Here is a 14,377-nt window from a genome sequence, read left to right as displayed (position 1 = left end):
TGCGAGCGCCATTTACCCGAGATCAGAGAATACAGAGGAGAGTGAGCTGAAAATATCATTCCACGGAGCGGATCGCGACGTCACCGGCTCCTGTCACCTGGTTGAATGTGCCGGCAAGCGAATCCTGATCGATTGCGGGCTCTATCAGGGTAGCCGCGAGCTGGACCAGGAAAACGCCGGGCCTTTCGGCTTTGATGCCGCCAGCATCGATTACGTATTACTGACCCATGCGCATCTGGATCATTGCGGGCGCTTGCCCCTGCTGGCCAAAAGAGGGTTTCGGGGGGAGATTATTACCACCTCTGCCTCGCGCGAATTGGCGCGATTGGTGATGCTGGATGCGGCCCATTTGCTGGAGGAAGACGCGCGCCACCGTGCGCGCCGGGGCGGTCATGGGGGCGCCAACGGGGACACGACAGCTTCGTTCTATTCCACCCTCGACGCACTGAATTGTCTCGACAATTTCGGGCGGACCGCGACCTACGCGCAGGCGCTTGATGTGACGGCGGGTGTGAAAGCGACCTTCATCGACGCCGGGCATATCCTGGGTTCGGCCAGCATCTTTCTGCAGCTTGCGGAGGAGAGCCATTCGACCAGCGTGCTGTTTTCCGGCGATCTGGGAAATACCGGCCGCGTGCTGCTGCGCAGCCCCGCCACGCCGCCCCGTGCCGACAATGTGGTGATGGAAACCACCTACGGAGACCGGCTGCACAAATCATTGGGCCCTTCCATCGACGAGCTGTTTGAAGCCATCACCGAGACTTTCAAGCGCGGCGGAAATGTCATCATTCCCACCTTTGCCCTGGAGCGGGCACAGGAACTGCTCTATTTCCTGAAGCAAGGTATCAGCACGGGACGTCTGGCGGAATCGACGCAGGTGTTTCTCGATTCGCCGATGGCGATTTCGGCCACCGAAATATTCCGGCGTCATCCCGAGTGTTTCGAGCCCGCGACCGCGAAGCTGTTTCAAGGCTCGCACGATCCGTTTGATTTGCCGGGGTTGCATTTCACGCGGGAATCCGCTGAATCCGTGGCGCTGAACAGCATTCGCGGCGGCGCTATCATCATGGCCGGCTCCGGGATGTGTACCGGCGGCCGTGTGCGCCACCACCTCCAGCACAATCTGGACCGCGACAATTCCGCTATCGTGTTTGTCGGCTACGCCGCCGCCGGCACCCTCGCGCGCCGGATCATCGACGGCGCCAAGCAGGTGAGAATTTTCGGCGAAGAGATCGCGGTCAGGGCACGCATCTACACCATCAATGGATTCTCCGCCCATGCCGACCAGGCGGAGCTGCTGGCCTGGCAAAGCCAGACCGGCGCGAAACGCACGTTCCTGGTCCACGGCGAACAGGACAGCATGACGAAGTTCGCGGCGCATCTTGGCGACACCCATGTCGAAATGCCGATGCAGAACCAGAGCTTCGAGCTGTGAGAGTTCGTAGTGCGTGATTCGACGCTCCAGTTTCGGAGCTTAAATCACGTCCACCGCGATACCATCAAGCCGCAATAGCTGGCCGCAAAGCCGCTAATGTTCTGAATTGACTTCCGCTTTCAGCGCCGTTGCGTGCATGACCAGACTTGCCGCTGGGCCGCGCATGTAGCGAATGACCCAGCACCGACTCCAGGTCTCCGTCTCTTGTCAATCCGGGGCGCTGGATTGTTTCGGTCCGTTCAATCCTCGCTGCCGCCAAAGGAAGGCATCCTGATCGAAGCCATCGGCCACGAGTCGCGCTTCGTGCCAGTCGAGGTCCTGCTTGCGGGCAGTGACAGGGTGTAGAGGTGCGCGAGGCTGCTCAATGTGATGTGCTGGATATGAACGAGGTTTTTCCGGCGCGGCCAATATCGCAGCGATCCCATAACGCCGTCTTCTCGGCCGTCGTAAATCCTTGGCGAAACCCCTGATCCATCGCCACACTCCATCTTTCCCTCCAAGATAAAGTGTTGCGCCGGCCGGTTGAGCCGGCGGTACATTGCGGACCTGGCAGGCCGTCCGCCCGGCAATTTATGATGGGTTCACGGCCTAGTCGGAGGGAACCTCGTACAGCTCTTCGGTCACGAGATCGCCGCCTTGTTCGTTGAGCGCGTGGCCAAGCTTTTCGCGCGCCGCTTCCTCGATCCGGGCCGCCAGCGCGGGCTGGCGGTCCATCAGTCCGTGCAGATCCAGGGCATCGAGTACCAGCAGCCGTGTCGGCGTCACGGCCGTCACCGTTGCCGAGCGGCGGGTGCGGCGCAGCGCCGCGATCTCGCCGAAGAACTGGCCGGTGCCAAGCCGCAGGTGCTTGTGCCGCAGCTTCACTTCCACTTCGCCGTCCGCGATGAGGTACATCGCGTGGGCGGGCTCGCCGCGGCGGGCGATGACCGTGCCGCTGTCCACCTTCTGCGCGCGTAACATCGTCATCACATCCGCGATCTCGCTCGCGGTCAGGCTGCGGAACAGCGGAATACGCGCGACAAGGCCCCAGGTGATGATGAAATCCCTGCGATGCACTTCATTGGCGAAAGCGGTCGCGAAAATACCCACCGGCAGCGCCATCATCAGCAGTCCGGCGAATATCGTAAAGCTTGCCAGAATGCGTCCCAGCACGGTCACCGGAACGACGTCGCCATAGCCGATGGTCCCCAGCGTCACGATCGCCCACCACAGGGCGTCCGGGATCGTTCCGAATCGTTCGGGTTGCGCCGCACGCTCGGCCAGGTGCATCAGGGCAGCCGCGATCAGCGCGGTGCCGAGCAAAATGACAAAGCATCCAGCCAGCGCGCGGCGTTCGGAATACAAGGCGTCCAGCAGCGAGCGCATCGCCGGCGAATAGCGCGTCAGCTTGAAGAAGCGCACGAGGCGCAGAACCAGCAGTACCCTGAAATCGGAAGCAATGAAAATGCTCAGCCAAAACGGCAGGATAGCGACGAGATCGACGAGCCCGGAGAAACTCAGCACGAAACGGAGCCGTCCGAAAAACACCCCGCGCTTCAACAGCGGATGTTCAGCCGCGCTCCAGATACGGGCCGCATATTCGAGCGAGAAGATAAGGGTCGCGGCCCATTCGATCGCGCTGAGCGGCAGGGCATAAGTTCTTGCCATGTCCGGCACGGATTCGATCACGGTTGCGGTGAGCGTAATACCGATCAGCACGATCAGGAATCGATTGAGAGCCAGGCTCGCGCCGCCGGCACCTTGCTCGAGAACAACGTAGACGCGGCGGCGTAGTCCTTCGACGCGCTTGTTCGAATGCGGCGCGGTGTCCAGCACGGGCGTCAATGCGACATCAGCGTCGGCACGGTCATGGATTGCAGCATGCCGCGCGTGACACCTCCCAGGATACGCTCGCTCAGGCGCGAATGGCCGTAGCCGCCCATCACGATCAGATCGAGACCGGCATCGGCCGCAACGGACAAGATCGTCGGCTGGATATCCGCGCGGTCAGCCTTCATGCGCTCGACTCGCACACTCAGGCCGCGCCTCGCCAGATGCGCCTCCAGGGCGGCCACGGATACGTCCTCGGGTATCTCCGCATCGTTGATGCTGACGATGGTGATGGTTTGCGCGCGAGCCAGAAACGTCGCGGCATCACGAAGGGCACGCGCCGCCAGGCGACTTCCATCCCAGGCAATGCCGACATGCTTCGGCGCAAAATCGCCTTTATGGATATAGGGAATAAAAAGAACCGGGCCGCCGGATTGGAAGAGTATTTCCTGCGGAATGACGTTGTCGAATGTTTCGTGGCCGGGCTCGGGTTGCAGCACGATCGTCAAATCGTAGAGTCGTGCCAGGGCGCTCACGGCTGCTGCCGTTTCGGCCGGGATGCCGGTAAGCTGTCGCAGGCCGTGGCCGATGCCGGCATTCCGGGCTTCGGTTTCAAACACCGCGAGCGCGGCATTCGCCCGCGCCAACGCACGCTCGCGGTCGACTTCGAACACGGCGGCGACCGCTGCGGCACCGTCGGTGGCTAACCCCACACTCGTGGATTCATAACCGATCGAAACCGCGTCGAGATGCGCGGCGCGCGACACCGCGAGCGAGATTGCGCTATCGACGACCGGACGTATCGGTCGTTCGGAGGGGATGTGGACGAGAAGATTTTTCAGCATGATAATTCTCCGCGTATTCCGAGAGCACGTCCGCCGCTGCGGTCCGTGCCGGCATTGAAGAATAAAAGCGCAGGCGCGATTTGATTCACCTCAACCCGGATCTTCCGCGTTTAACTCGTCGCGCGTTCAGACTGCGGCTGGATCCCTGGCCGCGTTGCGCCTGTTCAGGACAGGAATTCCGATTCGGCAACGTGAACGCGGTCTGCGCGAAGGAACCAGTCCTTTACGTTTTCAGTCTCGCAGAACTTGACCTTTGCCGCGTCGGTCGCGCCAATCCGATTTTCAGCCTCGATCTCGATGGTGCGTTGGCAGATTTCGGCCTCATGTCCATTCTCTCCAAGGACATTCTTCATAAATCGAGCAATGTACCGCGCCATGGCCGTCTCCTGATTGCCTTCCTATTGGGGTTACAAGCGTCGCGAGTGGGAAACCATCGATCGACAGGCCATGATCATCTTCCGGCTAACCCGCTTTGGTCTTCAGCTCGTCGATCGTTGGGGCATTGAGACAATATTCCTCGTAGTGTTGCGCGGAAGCGCCCGTACCGAGGTCCCGGTCACACCTGCGCTTTTGCTGGCATGAAGCACATACGCGCGTCATATCGCGCAACGCAAGCGGCTCGGTCCGTGAGAGCGCGTCCCTATCGATACCAAGAAGCGTCAGTAAAGTTGACAGTTCATCGGCCGCGTGCGGTCCCTGATGGACAAACTTATCGAGATCCGTGGTCGCAACGTTCAGTTCATGCGCGACCTTCGCAAACTCGCCGCTGTCGAGCTCGCGCATCTCGCGGATGTCTCTCCTGCGTTTGAGCCAATTGCCAAACGCATCAACGACCCTGTCAACCACGCGATGATGTTGCTTGCTCATTGTCCGCTCCGTTGTCGGTGCAATTGGTCAAACCTGATTGCCTGGCACCGGCCCGTCATTGCGATGGATCAAACAGGGCGAAGATACGCCGCCGAGACGACGCTTGGACGCCGCCCTCAGGCGTCCATGCTGCGCAGGCGTTGACGATTGCGCAGTACGATCTGGCGCGCGCCGGAGAAGCCGAGCACACCCTCGCTATGCAGCTGCGAAAGCGCCCTTGAAACCGTTTCCAGCGTCAGCCCCAGATAATCACCGATATCGCGACGGCACATCGGGAGCGCCATCATGCCGGCAATGGCGAGGCGACGATCCATCTCAAGCAGGAAATTGGCGACGCGCTCCATCGCGCTCTTGCGCCCGAGCAGCAGCATGTGGTCTTCCGCATGGCGCAGGTCGCCGGCAGTCATCGTCCAGAGCTTTCGCGCGACGTTGACGTCGGTTCCCGCCGCCTGCTCGAGACTGCGGCGCTTCACCAGGCGCACGGTGGTATCGACAATGGCTTCCGCCGCCAGCCGGTGGCTGGTTCCGGATTCCAGTCCGAAAACGTCGCCCGGCAGATGAAACGCGCCGATCTGACGCCGTCCGTCTGACAGCAGCTTGTAGGTCCGAACCGCACCCTGAATGACCTGATAGACATATTCCGCGGGCTCGTCTTCGCCGTAGATCTCTTCATCTTTCCCGTAGGAAAATTCGGTGGCAACGAGGCCGGCATGACCCGCCAGCAGGCCGAACTGATCGGCTGTGGGGCAGGTAACCGGGCTGATCTTGGCGCCAATAACCGAGGGGGTGAGTGGTTGGGTATGCATTTGCCGTCTCCTGTGCAGCGGATGGCCAATGCATACGCGAGACGGTCAAACCTGGATATTTCGCTCGATATCTTAAGGGGATGTACCTAAGTAGTTTACCGGAGGTCGCTGCCGGCACCTAAGCTGCCGGCACTCAAGGGATGGCGACAGGGCCGGCTTCCTGGATGGCGCCCCGGATGCGCGCGACGAGGCTCTCCTCGAGATGGGGCTTCAACAGGACGTGGTGCACTCCGGCGACAGCGGCTCGGGTCGGTATGCTGTCATCGGGATAGCCTGTAATCAGGATAATCGGCGTGGCGATGTCGCGGCTGCGTAATTGGCTCGCGAGGTCGATACCGTCAATATTGGGCATTTTATAATCGATCACAAAACAGTCGGCCGCTTTTGCAGCCACCGCATTCAGCAGCGCCCGCCCGTTCCTGAACGTCTCGACGTCGAATCCGTCGGTTTCGAGCAAAAATCGCAGCGAGCCGAGGACGCCCGGGTCGTCATCGACAACATATACCACGGCTTTGGCGGGTGACGGTGACATCACGAAACCCTGCGCTCGATGGGGAGGTTTGGCTGGTTCATGCAGCGTATGAACCGCATTTCGGGCAGGGGCGTCTTGACTTGGCTCAATCTTTGAACACGCCGCCGCGCATCGCCAACCGCACCAGTTCCGAGAGGCTGGCCGCCTGCATCTTGGTCATCACGTTGGCCCGGTACACCTCGATCGTGCGCGGGCTGATATCGTACTCTCTGGCAATCAGCTTGTTCGAGAGTCCGGCGATGAGGCCATCCATGACCTGGCGCTCGCGGGGACTGAGGCTCGCTATCCGTGACTGAATCTCGAGCGTGGCCGCTTCGCTCTTGACGCCTGGTTCCGCCATCCTGAGGGCGGTCTCGATCATTCCGATCAACCGGTCATCCTCGAACGGCTTTTCGAGAAATTCCATGGCTCCCAGCTTCATCGCCTCGACAGCGAGCGGAACATCGCCGTGACCGGTCATGATCACGACGGGAAACAGGCTGCCGCCCGCCTTGAGGCGTTTCAGAAGTTCAATGCCGTCAATGCCGGGCATGCGCACATCGGACACCACACATCCAAAATCGATGGTCGGGAAGGCGTCGAGAAAATGTTGCGCGGATTCGAACAGCGTGACCTGGAAGTCGGCAGCCCCGAGCAGAAAGTCGAGCGATTCGCGCATCGCCTCATCGTCATCGATGACGTAGACCTTTCCCTTATGTACCATCGGTCACACTCTCACTTGATGCGGCAGGCAACGTGAAGCGAAAGGTCGCGCCGCCCGAAGCATTGCCTTCGGCCCACATTCGTCCGCCATGCGCCTCGACTATGGAGCGGCTGATCGACAGCCCCACCCCCATACCCGTTTCCTTGGTCGTGAAAAAGGTCTGGAATAGGTTCGGCTTGACGTCCTCGTGGAATCCGGTGCCGGTGTCGGAAACCTCAACTTCGATCATGTCGTCCGCTACCTTGGTGTTCGAGGCGGAAAGCTCCCGCTGCGGCGTCTGCGCCATCGCCTCCAGGGCATTGCGAAACAGGTTCACCAGTACCTGCTGAATCTGGACGCGATCCACCAGCACCAGATCGTGCATGGGGTCCAGACTGAAAAGAAGCTTGACGCCTTGCTCGCGGGCGCCGGCCAGTCCGAGCGCGCCGGCCTCCTCAATCAACTTCGACAGGCTTTCAACACGCTTTTCCGATTCCCCGCGCGAGACGAAGTCGCGCAGGCGACGGATGATCTGGCCGGCGCGAAGTGCCTGTTCGGCGGCGCGATCCAGCGCGTTCTCGATCTTGGACCGGTTGGGATCGGAGCTCGCCGTCAGCAGGCGGCGCGACCCCTTCATGTAGTTGCTGATGGCCGCGAGCGGCTGATTGAGTTCGTGCGCCAGCGCGGATGCCATTTCTCCCATCGCGCTCAAGCGTGAAACATGCACGAGCTCCGACTGCAGTTCCTGAACCCGCGCCTGAGTCTGCTGATGTTCGGTCAGATCGTGGACAAATCCGGTGAAATAGGGCACCCCGCCGGATTGCATTTCACCGATCGAAAGATGCATCGGGAAAGTGCTTCCATCCTTGCGTTGACCGGTCACGATGCGTCCAACGCCGATAATATGCCGTTCACCCGTGGACAGATAACGGGCCAGATACCCGTCGTGGCGTGAACGATCCGGATTTGGCATCAGGACGCTGACATTTTTGCCAATGGCCTCCTGTTCGTGATAACCGAATTGCCGCTCCGCGGCGCTGCTGAAGAACTGAATGATGCCGTTGCCGTCGATAACAATCATGGCATCGGGGACAGTCTCAAGGATCGAGCGAAGGTGACTTTCCCTTGTTCGGAGCGCTCCTTCGAGCTGCTTCTGATCGTCGATATCGATCATGAGCCCGCTGAGGTGACGGGCCACCCCTTGCTGGTCCCGCACCACGCTGCCGCGTGCGCGAACCCATTTGTGCACTTGTGACCGGCCATCGACACGGTACTGCATGTCGAAACTGCAGCCGGTCTCGACCGAGCGCTTCACGGCCTGATCGGTTGGTTCGCGGTCTTGTGGTTCAAGCAGTGAAAGGAATAGTTCGTAGGTGAGGGGTAACTCGTGACGAACGCCAAAAAGTGTTCTGGTCGTCTTCGACCAAAGCAATTGATGCGTCGAAAGATCAAGATCCCAGATCCCGATGCCGGCCCCCTCGATGCCCAACCGGAAACGCTCGTCTCGAACCGGATCGTCGGACGCTGAATGTGGGGTGGTAGTCACGTTTCTCCTGCGGGGCAGCGTAGCCTGTGGCAGCATCGCGAAGATACCAGCATGCCCAATACCAAGCCACCCCTTTTGCGGTTAATGCTGTGGGATCGCGCCGGAATGGCAGTCTATTGCTTCAGCGCACGCCGGGCCGGGATGGTTTCAACGGCGCTGCCGTGTGGCTGCCAGGGGAGGGAAATTTGCGCCGCGCCGGCTTTGCTCCGGGCCACGCAGTGTCACGAAAAAAGTGGGTCATTCCTCGACGACCAACTCGGCGTCCTCTACGGCAGCCAGCAAGAGCCTGATAGCAAGCAGCTTGAGTTCTACGGCCACCCGCTCATCCCTGCATTCCGCAGCGAGCCGCAGAGATCGCCGCGAACACTGCAACACTACATCTGAAATATGCATCACGCCCTCCTGATCCAAGTTGAATGCTAATTCATCTCAGGGTTGAGGATTCTGATCTAGATCAACCCGGCGGAAGGCTGCCCCCCTCGGCCCGTGAATCATCGATTCCTTGATCTGCCTCATTCTCGATCTCAGGAATCGGCCTACGGATCCGACCGCAGCCATCGATTCCGGAGAGAACAATGACGTATGCGACGGTTATGGTCAGCCTGGCGCTTGATCGATCGAACGATGCCCGCCTGGAGATCGCCGGGCAATTGGCGAAGCGGTTCAACGCCAATGCGGTCGGCATTACCGCGGGTGAATTCAGCCCGCCGCTTTATTTCACGACCGGCGAGCAGGCCCAGCGGGTGATTGACCAGGGTCAGGCAGCGGTCAGAAATCGCATCGCCGAGGTTGAAGCGCAGTTTCGCGCGGCGATGCAGAACCGTGCCGCGGTCGTGGAATGGCGCTGCGCCGAGGACTTTCCGACCAGATTTGTCATCCAGCAGGCACGGGCGGCCGACATCATTGTCGTCGGAGAGAACGCTAAAGAGGCACTTGCGGACCCATTCACCCAGGCCAACCCAAACGACCTTCTGATGCAGACAGGCCGACCCCTTCTCGTTGTTCCCGATGGCAGCGAGTGGCTCGATTTACGAAGTGTTCTGGTCGGCTGGAAAGACACGCCCGAGTGCCGGCGCGCCATCGTGGATGCCCTGCCGATCCTGGGCGAGGCCAAGAATGTGATCGTCGCCGAAATCGTTGAGGACGAGGCCGACAGATCGGCGGCGGTATCCGGAGTTGAAGACGTTGTGGCCTGGCTGTTGCGTCACGGCGTGCTGGCCAGCGGACGAGTGCCCAGCGAGCCCGGTAACGTTGCCGCGCAACTCGACAGGACCGCGTCGGAGGTCGGCGCCGGCATCATTGTTGCGGGCGCCTACGGTCATTCCCGGTTTCGCGAATGGGTTTTCGGCGGTGTGACCAAACGCCTCGTCAATCCTTCAAAGCGGTGTTCGCTGCTGTCGCGCTGAGGTCGGCGGATTTGACCTCGATCAAATTGGGATCGCAGAAACGTGATGTAGTGATCTTTGGTTCCCAACCCAGTCAAATCGAGCGGATCGAGCATTGTACAGGTTTCTTGAACAGATGACTTCCGACTCCATGACGCCGAACGTCAAGACGGTGTCGCGCAGCCTGACGCTGCGGGAACTCGAGGATCTGTTTGAACAGGACGACTTCAACGCCTACCCGGTCGAGGAAGCCTCCCAGATCGTCGGTCTGGTGTCGAAGTTCGATTTTCTGGCCAGCTTCGTATTCACGACGGCTCGCATGACACCGCGTTATGATGACCTAATGAAGCGAACCGTTGCGGATATCATGACGCCGGATTTCATCTATGTCCGGGGCGAGACCAGGTTGACGCGGGTTCTTCAACTGATGGTCGATCATCGAATCAGAAGCATGCCGGTGATCGAGGGCGATCAACAGCTGGTGGGCATGATCTCGCGCGAGGACGTCATGCGCACGCTGCAGCGTTGCACCGTCGGGAAAGACTAATTCTGCTGATATAAAAGGACGCCGGGTCCGGCATGGGCCTCACCGCAGCACCGCGGCGTCGGCAGCTCATCGGGAGAGCTATGCGGCGGAGCAGGCCCTGCGCCTCGCGCAGGGGGTGTCGCACCTGAATTCCGGCCTCAACGACTATCCGCCGAACGAGCAAACCAGCCGACGAGCGTGGTTTCTCATGGGGCTCAAAATCTCCGAGAGACAGATTTGGGCCCGGAAAACAACGCTGCCGGATGATCTCCATTGCGCCGCGCCGCGGGCGTCGGTCTAGCTCGCCTTTGCCAGATTCTCGTCTTCCGGAGAGTTCAGATACATTCCCGACATCGTGTCGACCCAGCACAGATGGTCGTGAACTTTCTTGACGCCGGCTACATTCTCGGCGCCAACGACAGCCGCCTGCCGCGAACGCTCCTCGGTGATGACGCCGCTGAGGTGGACGATACCGTCGCGCACCGTGACGCTGAGGCCGAAGGGGCACCAGGTGTTCTTCTCCAGGCTATCGATGACGCGGTTGCGAATATGGTCATCGTCGGCCGTCGGGTCGGGAATCTCGCGCGCCAGGCTGGCGACCGCCTGCAGCAGGTTGGAGCGCGACACGATGCCGACCAGCTTGTCGTCCCGCATCACCGGCAGTCGCTTGATGTCGTTTTTTTCCATCAATTCCACGATCTTCTCAAGATCGGTCTCTTCGTCGATGGTGAGCGGATCCGGTGTCATGATCTCGGCGATCTTGCGGCCATGCTCGTGCACGAAATCGGTTGCCTCCTTGCCGGAGCCGAGAATGAATTTCAGAAACCGGCCGCGCTTGCGCTGCGTGCCGATCTCGCTGCGGCGAATGAAGTCGCCTTCCGAGATGATGCCGACGAGTTTGCCGGCCTTGTCGACGACGGGAAGCCCGCTGATATGCCGCTGCAGCATGGTATTGGCGGCTTCAACGATCGGCGTCTCCGGGGTGACGGTGATAACGGGGCGGGTCATGATCTGATGGGCGCGCATGGCGGCCTCCACGGGCTGGAATTAATAACAACGTTGGGCAGGTTATCCGACCCGGCGCGTCTCGATTTGACCCAAGTCAACTCTCGAAACGTCAACTGTCGAAACGTCAACGGCGAAAAGTCAACCATCGAGGCGTTAACAACCGAAGCCGTTCAGCTTGATGCAGCTCAATGTGGGAGACGACCCGAGATCGTATCCTTTTAAAAATGGCGCAAAACCGGAGGTTACCATGCTGGAATTCTACGAACCTGGTGCCGCGATCATCGAAGATTCCGTAGCTCACGCCGTGGCGCGAGTGACCAAGGCGAACAGAAGCGCCCTGGATTTCATGTTCAGCGCGCAAAAAGTGATGCTTGAGGAAATCGCATTTGTCAGTACCGAGATGTTCGATCGAACGCGAACCGAGATGCACCTGTTCAGCGAGATCGCCTCAAAGGTAGCCGGCGCGCATTCGGTGAAGGACATGAAGGCGATGTGCGAGGAATGCGGCCAGCATCAGATCGATTTTATCCGCCGCGACAGCGAGCGGTTGTTCAAGCATGGCGAGCGAATGATCGAAGCCACGTCGAAGCTGTTGGCCAACCCGCTGCCGAACTGATCCGCATTCCGACAGTCCTGCATTTCAGGAGTCCTGCATTTCAAGGCCGATCACCCGGCCGGAAGGGAAGGCGATGAATTCCGCACAGCCAATATCGATCCTACCGGGGGCTGACGTGCCGAGGTTGCCATGTCGGGCGCATGCCCCGGGTTATGGCCAGGACCGCCGCAACATCGTTCCGGTTGGCGATCGAGCCGCGCCCGCGCCCGAAGCGGGCAGCGGCAAGGAACCGGAGGCCTACCGGTTCGATCGCGCGTTCCATGCAACGCTGGCCCCGCTGACCGGCGGGATATCGCCGGTTGCGCTGTCGCTTGCCTATATCGACTGGGCCTCGCATCTGGCGGCGGCGCCGCAGAGGCAAATGGCAATTGCCCAGGACGCATTGCAGAATACGAACAAGTTTCTGGGAACGGCCCTGCACTACTTCTCGACCGGCCAGCAACCCTGGTCCTTGATCAAGCCGCAGCCGCAGGATCGGCGTTTTTCAGAACCGGAGTGGGAACGGACCCCGTTCAATTTGGTGGCGCAGGCGTTTCTGCTGAATGAGCGATGGTGGCACAATGCCACGACGGGTGTGCGCGGCGTTGCATCGCGCAACGAGGCGATCGTCGAGTTCTCGGTGCGGCAAGTGCTGGATATGCTGTCGCCGTCCAACTTCGCGGCGACTAATCCGGAGGTCTTGCAGAAGACGTTGCGAAGTGGCGGCGAGAACTTCGTCTTCGGCTGGCAGAACTGGTGCAGCGACTGGATGCGTTCGCTGGCCGCCCGCAAGCCGGTCGATCACCAATTCGTCGTCGGCGAAACAGTCGCCACCTCGCCCGGCAAGGTCGTGTTCCGCAACGAACTGATCGAACTGATCCAGTACTACCCGTCCACCGGCAAGGTGCATCCGGAACCGATCCTGATCGTGCCGGCCTGGATCATGAAATACTACATCCTCGATTTGTCGCCGGAAAATTCGCTGGTGAAATTCCTGACCGGAGAGGGCTTTACCGTCTTCATGATCTCATGGCGCAATCCGGGGGCAGGCGATCGCGATATCGCCTTTGATGATTATCGCCGGCTTGGCGTCGAAGCCGCGGTCGCGACGATCGGTGACATCGTGCTGGATCGTAAAATTCATGCGCTGGGCTATTGCCTGGGCGGGACATTGCTGTCGATTGCGGCGGCTACAATGGCACGGGACGGCGATGACAGGTTGAAATCGATCACCTTGCTCGCGGCGCAGACGGATTTCACCGAAGCGGGTGAACTGACCTTGTTCATCAACGAGAGCCAGGTCGCCTTTCTCGAGGACATGATGTGGGAACATGGCGTTCTCGAAACCACGCAAATGGCGGGGGCATTCCAGTTGCTGCGTTCCAACGACCTGATCTGGTCGCAGGTAACCCGCGATTATCTGCTGGGAGAACGGGCGCCGCCGAGCGACCTGATGGCCTGGAACGCCGATGCCACGCGCCTGCCATATCGGATGCATTCGGAGTATCTGCGCAAGCTGTTCCTCAATAATGATTTGGCCGAGGGCCGCTACTTCGTGGAAGGAAGGCCGATTTCGCTGTCGGATATTCATGCCCCGATGTTTGTGGTCGGGACCGTCCGCGATCACGTGGCGCCCTGGAAATCGACTTACAAGATAAATTATCAGGTGGAAGCCGACGTGACCTATCTTTTGACCAGCGGCGGTCACAATGCGGGCATCGTGGCGCCGCCGAGCCAGCCTGGTCACTTCTATCAGGTCAAGACCAAGCCGGTGAATTCGCCCTATGTCGGTCCGGACCAGTGGTTGAAGGAGGTCGGAAAGGTCGAGGGCTCCTGGTGGTCGGAATGGACGAAGTGGCTGACCGCGCAATCGGGCGAGCTGTGCGAGCCGCCACGGACAGAGCCTGCCCGATGCGCCCGGCGACTACGTCCGTCAATGATGACGGTGGTCGAGCGCGCAGCTACATCAGGTGGCCGCCTCACAGCGGGCGATCTGGATTTGGCTTCGTCTCAGGGTTAGTTCGGGCGTCCCGGAAGCATCGATAATGGCCCAGTCGAGCTGACCGATATCATATGTCTCCTGCAGTCCGGCGATCTCGGGCGTCGCGTCGGAGGCGTCGCCCTCGCGGCGGCCGACGCGGTTCTGCCGGGTCGCCAGATCTGCCTGAAGGAAGAGGCCGACAAATCCTGTATTCAGCCGGCGCGCGGCATCGCGGATCGCGTCACGCTCCGATTCTCGCGCGAACACCGCGTCGACGACGACGGAATGACCCTGGAGCAGAATCCGCCGGACGTGTTGCAAGAGCAGGTCATAGATTTTCTCGGTCATCCGCGGCTGGTA

The 14,377-nt window shown here is 60.3% G+C and carries 15 protein-coding genes and 1 pseudogene; 6 read left to right on the top strand and 10 right to left on the bottom strand.

Translation table 11 applies throughout. From position 1 onward, the window contains the following. Positions 1-46: 46 nt before the first annotated feature. Entirely contained in the window at positions 47-1,435 is a 1,389-nt protein-coding gene (locus ABR948_RS06795) for an MBL fold metallo-hydrolase RNA specificity domain-containing protein (RefSeq protein ID WP_428114981.1), read from the top strand. A gap of 588 nt (positions 1,436-2,023) precedes the next feature. Here ABR948_RS06795 and ABR948_RS06790 read toward each other — a convergent pair. The 8 genes from ABR948_RS06790 to fixL form a co-directional block, all read right to left on the bottom strand. Next, on the bottom strand, positions 2,024-3,250 hold the full coding sequence (locus ABR948_RS06790) for a cyclic nucleotide-gated ion channel (protein ID WP_428114979.1): 1,227 nt from the start codon (positions 3,248-3,250) through the stop codon (positions 2,024-2,026). Positions 3,251-3,255: 5 nt separating this feature from the next. Continuing rightward, positions 3,256-4,089 (bottom strand): universal stress protein, encoded by an 834-nt coding sequence (locus tag ABR948_RS06785; RefSeq protein WP_428114946.1) that lies wholly within the window; start codon positions 4,087-4,089, stop codon positions 3,256-3,258. Between the two features lie 164 nt (positions 4,090-4,253). Beyond that, positions 4,254-4,466: a hypothetical protein gene (locus ABR948_RS06780; RefSeq protein ID WP_428114944.1), complete on the bottom strand. Its 213-nt coding sequence runs from the start codon at positions 4,464-4,466 to the stop codon at positions 4,254-4,256. Between the two features lie 85 nt (positions 4,467-4,551). Continuing rightward, the gene (locus ABR948_RS06775) at positions 4,552-4,956 is read right to left on the bottom strand and encodes a hypothetical protein (RefSeq protein ID WP_428114942.1); all 405 of its coding nucleotides are present in this window, start codon (positions 4,954-4,956) and stop codon (positions 4,552-4,554) included. Between the two features lie 116 nt (positions 4,957-5,072). After that, entirely contained in the window at positions 5,073-5,762 is a 690-nt protein-coding gene (locus ABR948_RS06770) for a helix-turn-helix domain-containing protein (RefSeq protein WP_428114940.1), read from the bottom strand. Positions 5,763-5,895: 133 nt separating this feature from the next. Beyond that, positions 5,896-6,294: a response regulator transcription factor gene (locus tag ABR948_RS06765; protein WP_428114937.1), complete on the bottom strand. Its 399-nt coding sequence runs from the start codon at positions 6,292-6,294 to the stop codon at positions 5,896-5,898. An 85-nt stretch (positions 6,295-6,379) separates the two neighbouring features. Continuing rightward, entirely contained in the window at positions 6,380-6,997 is a 618-nt protein-coding gene (fixJ, locus tag ABR948_RS06760; RefSeq protein ID WP_428114935.1) for a response regulator FixJ, read from the bottom strand. Continuing rightward, a complete protein-coding gene (gene fixL / locus ABR948_RS06755; protein WP_428114932.1) occupies positions 6,987-8,522 on the bottom strand; it encodes a sensor protein FixL in 1,536 nt (511 codons plus the stop codon). The genes fixJ and fixL overlap by 11 nt, the downstream gene beginning before the upstream one ends. Positions 8,523-8,573: 51 nt before the next feature. Between fixL and ABR948_RS06750 the strand changes: the two genes are divergently transcribed. The 3 genes from ABR948_RS06750 (at position 8,574) to ABR948_RS06740 (ending at position 10,454) form a co-directional block, all read left to right on the top strand. Further along, complete coding sequence (locus tag ABR948_RS06750; RefSeq protein WP_428114930.1) at positions 8,574-8,906, top strand: hypothetical protein; 333 nt, start codon at positions 8,574-8,576, stop codon at positions 8,904-8,906. A gap of 191 nt (positions 8,907-9,097) precedes the next feature. Then, positions 9,098-9,928 (top strand): universal stress protein, encoded by an 831-nt coding sequence (locus tag ABR948_RS06745; RefSeq protein ID WP_428114928.1) that lies wholly within the window; start codon positions 9,098-9,100, stop codon positions 9,926-9,928. Positions 9,929-10,022: 94 nt separating this feature from the next. Next, the gene (locus ABR948_RS06740) at positions 10,023-10,454 is read left to right on the top strand and encodes a CBS domain-containing protein (protein WP_428114925.1); all 432 of its coding nucleotides are present in this window, start codon (positions 10,023-10,025) and stop codon (positions 10,452-10,454) included. Positions 10,455-10,730: 276 nt separating this feature from the next. On the opposite strand, the gene ABR948_RS06735 is transcribed toward ABR948_RS06740, so the two are convergent. Next, positions 10,731-11,459 carry a CBS domain-containing protein gene (locus ABR948_RS06735; protein ID WP_428114923.1) on the bottom strand — a complete coding sequence of 243 codons (729 nt, stop codon included), beginning with the start codon at positions 11,457-11,459 and terminating at the stop codon, positions 10,731-10,733. Between the two features lie 229 nt (positions 11,460-11,688). Between ABR948_RS06735 and ABR948_RS06730 the strand changes: the two genes are divergently transcribed. Continuing rightward, positions 11,689-12,057: a hypothetical protein gene (locus ABR948_RS06730; RefSeq protein WP_428114920.1), complete on the top strand. Its 369-nt coding sequence runs from the start codon at positions 11,689-11,691 to the stop codon at positions 12,055-12,057. 73 nt (positions 12,058-12,130) lie between these two features. Next, a pseudogene (locus ABR948_RS06725) lies at positions 12,131-13,976 on the top strand (PHA/PHB synthase family protein). 26 nt (positions 13,977-14,002) lie between these two features. On the opposite strand, the gene ABR948_RS06720 reads toward ABR948_RS06725, so the two are convergent. Further along, positions 14,003-14,365, bottom strand: coding sequence for a P-loop nucleotide/nucleoside kinase family protein (locus ABR948_RS06720; RefSeq protein ID WP_428114917.1), 363 nt, complete (start codon positions 14,363-14,365; stop codon positions 14,003-14,005). Positions 14,366-14,377: the final 12 nt, after the last annotated feature.

The sequence above is a fragment of the Bradyrhizobium sp. genome, assembly GCF_050014615.1.
Classification (GTDB): domain Bacteria; phylum Pseudomonadota; class Alphaproteobacteria; order Rhizobiales; family Xanthobacteraceae; genus Bradyrhizobium.
The sequence above is the reverse complement of the archived record's forward strand: the minus strand, read 5'-3'. Positions and strand labels throughout refer to the sequence as shown.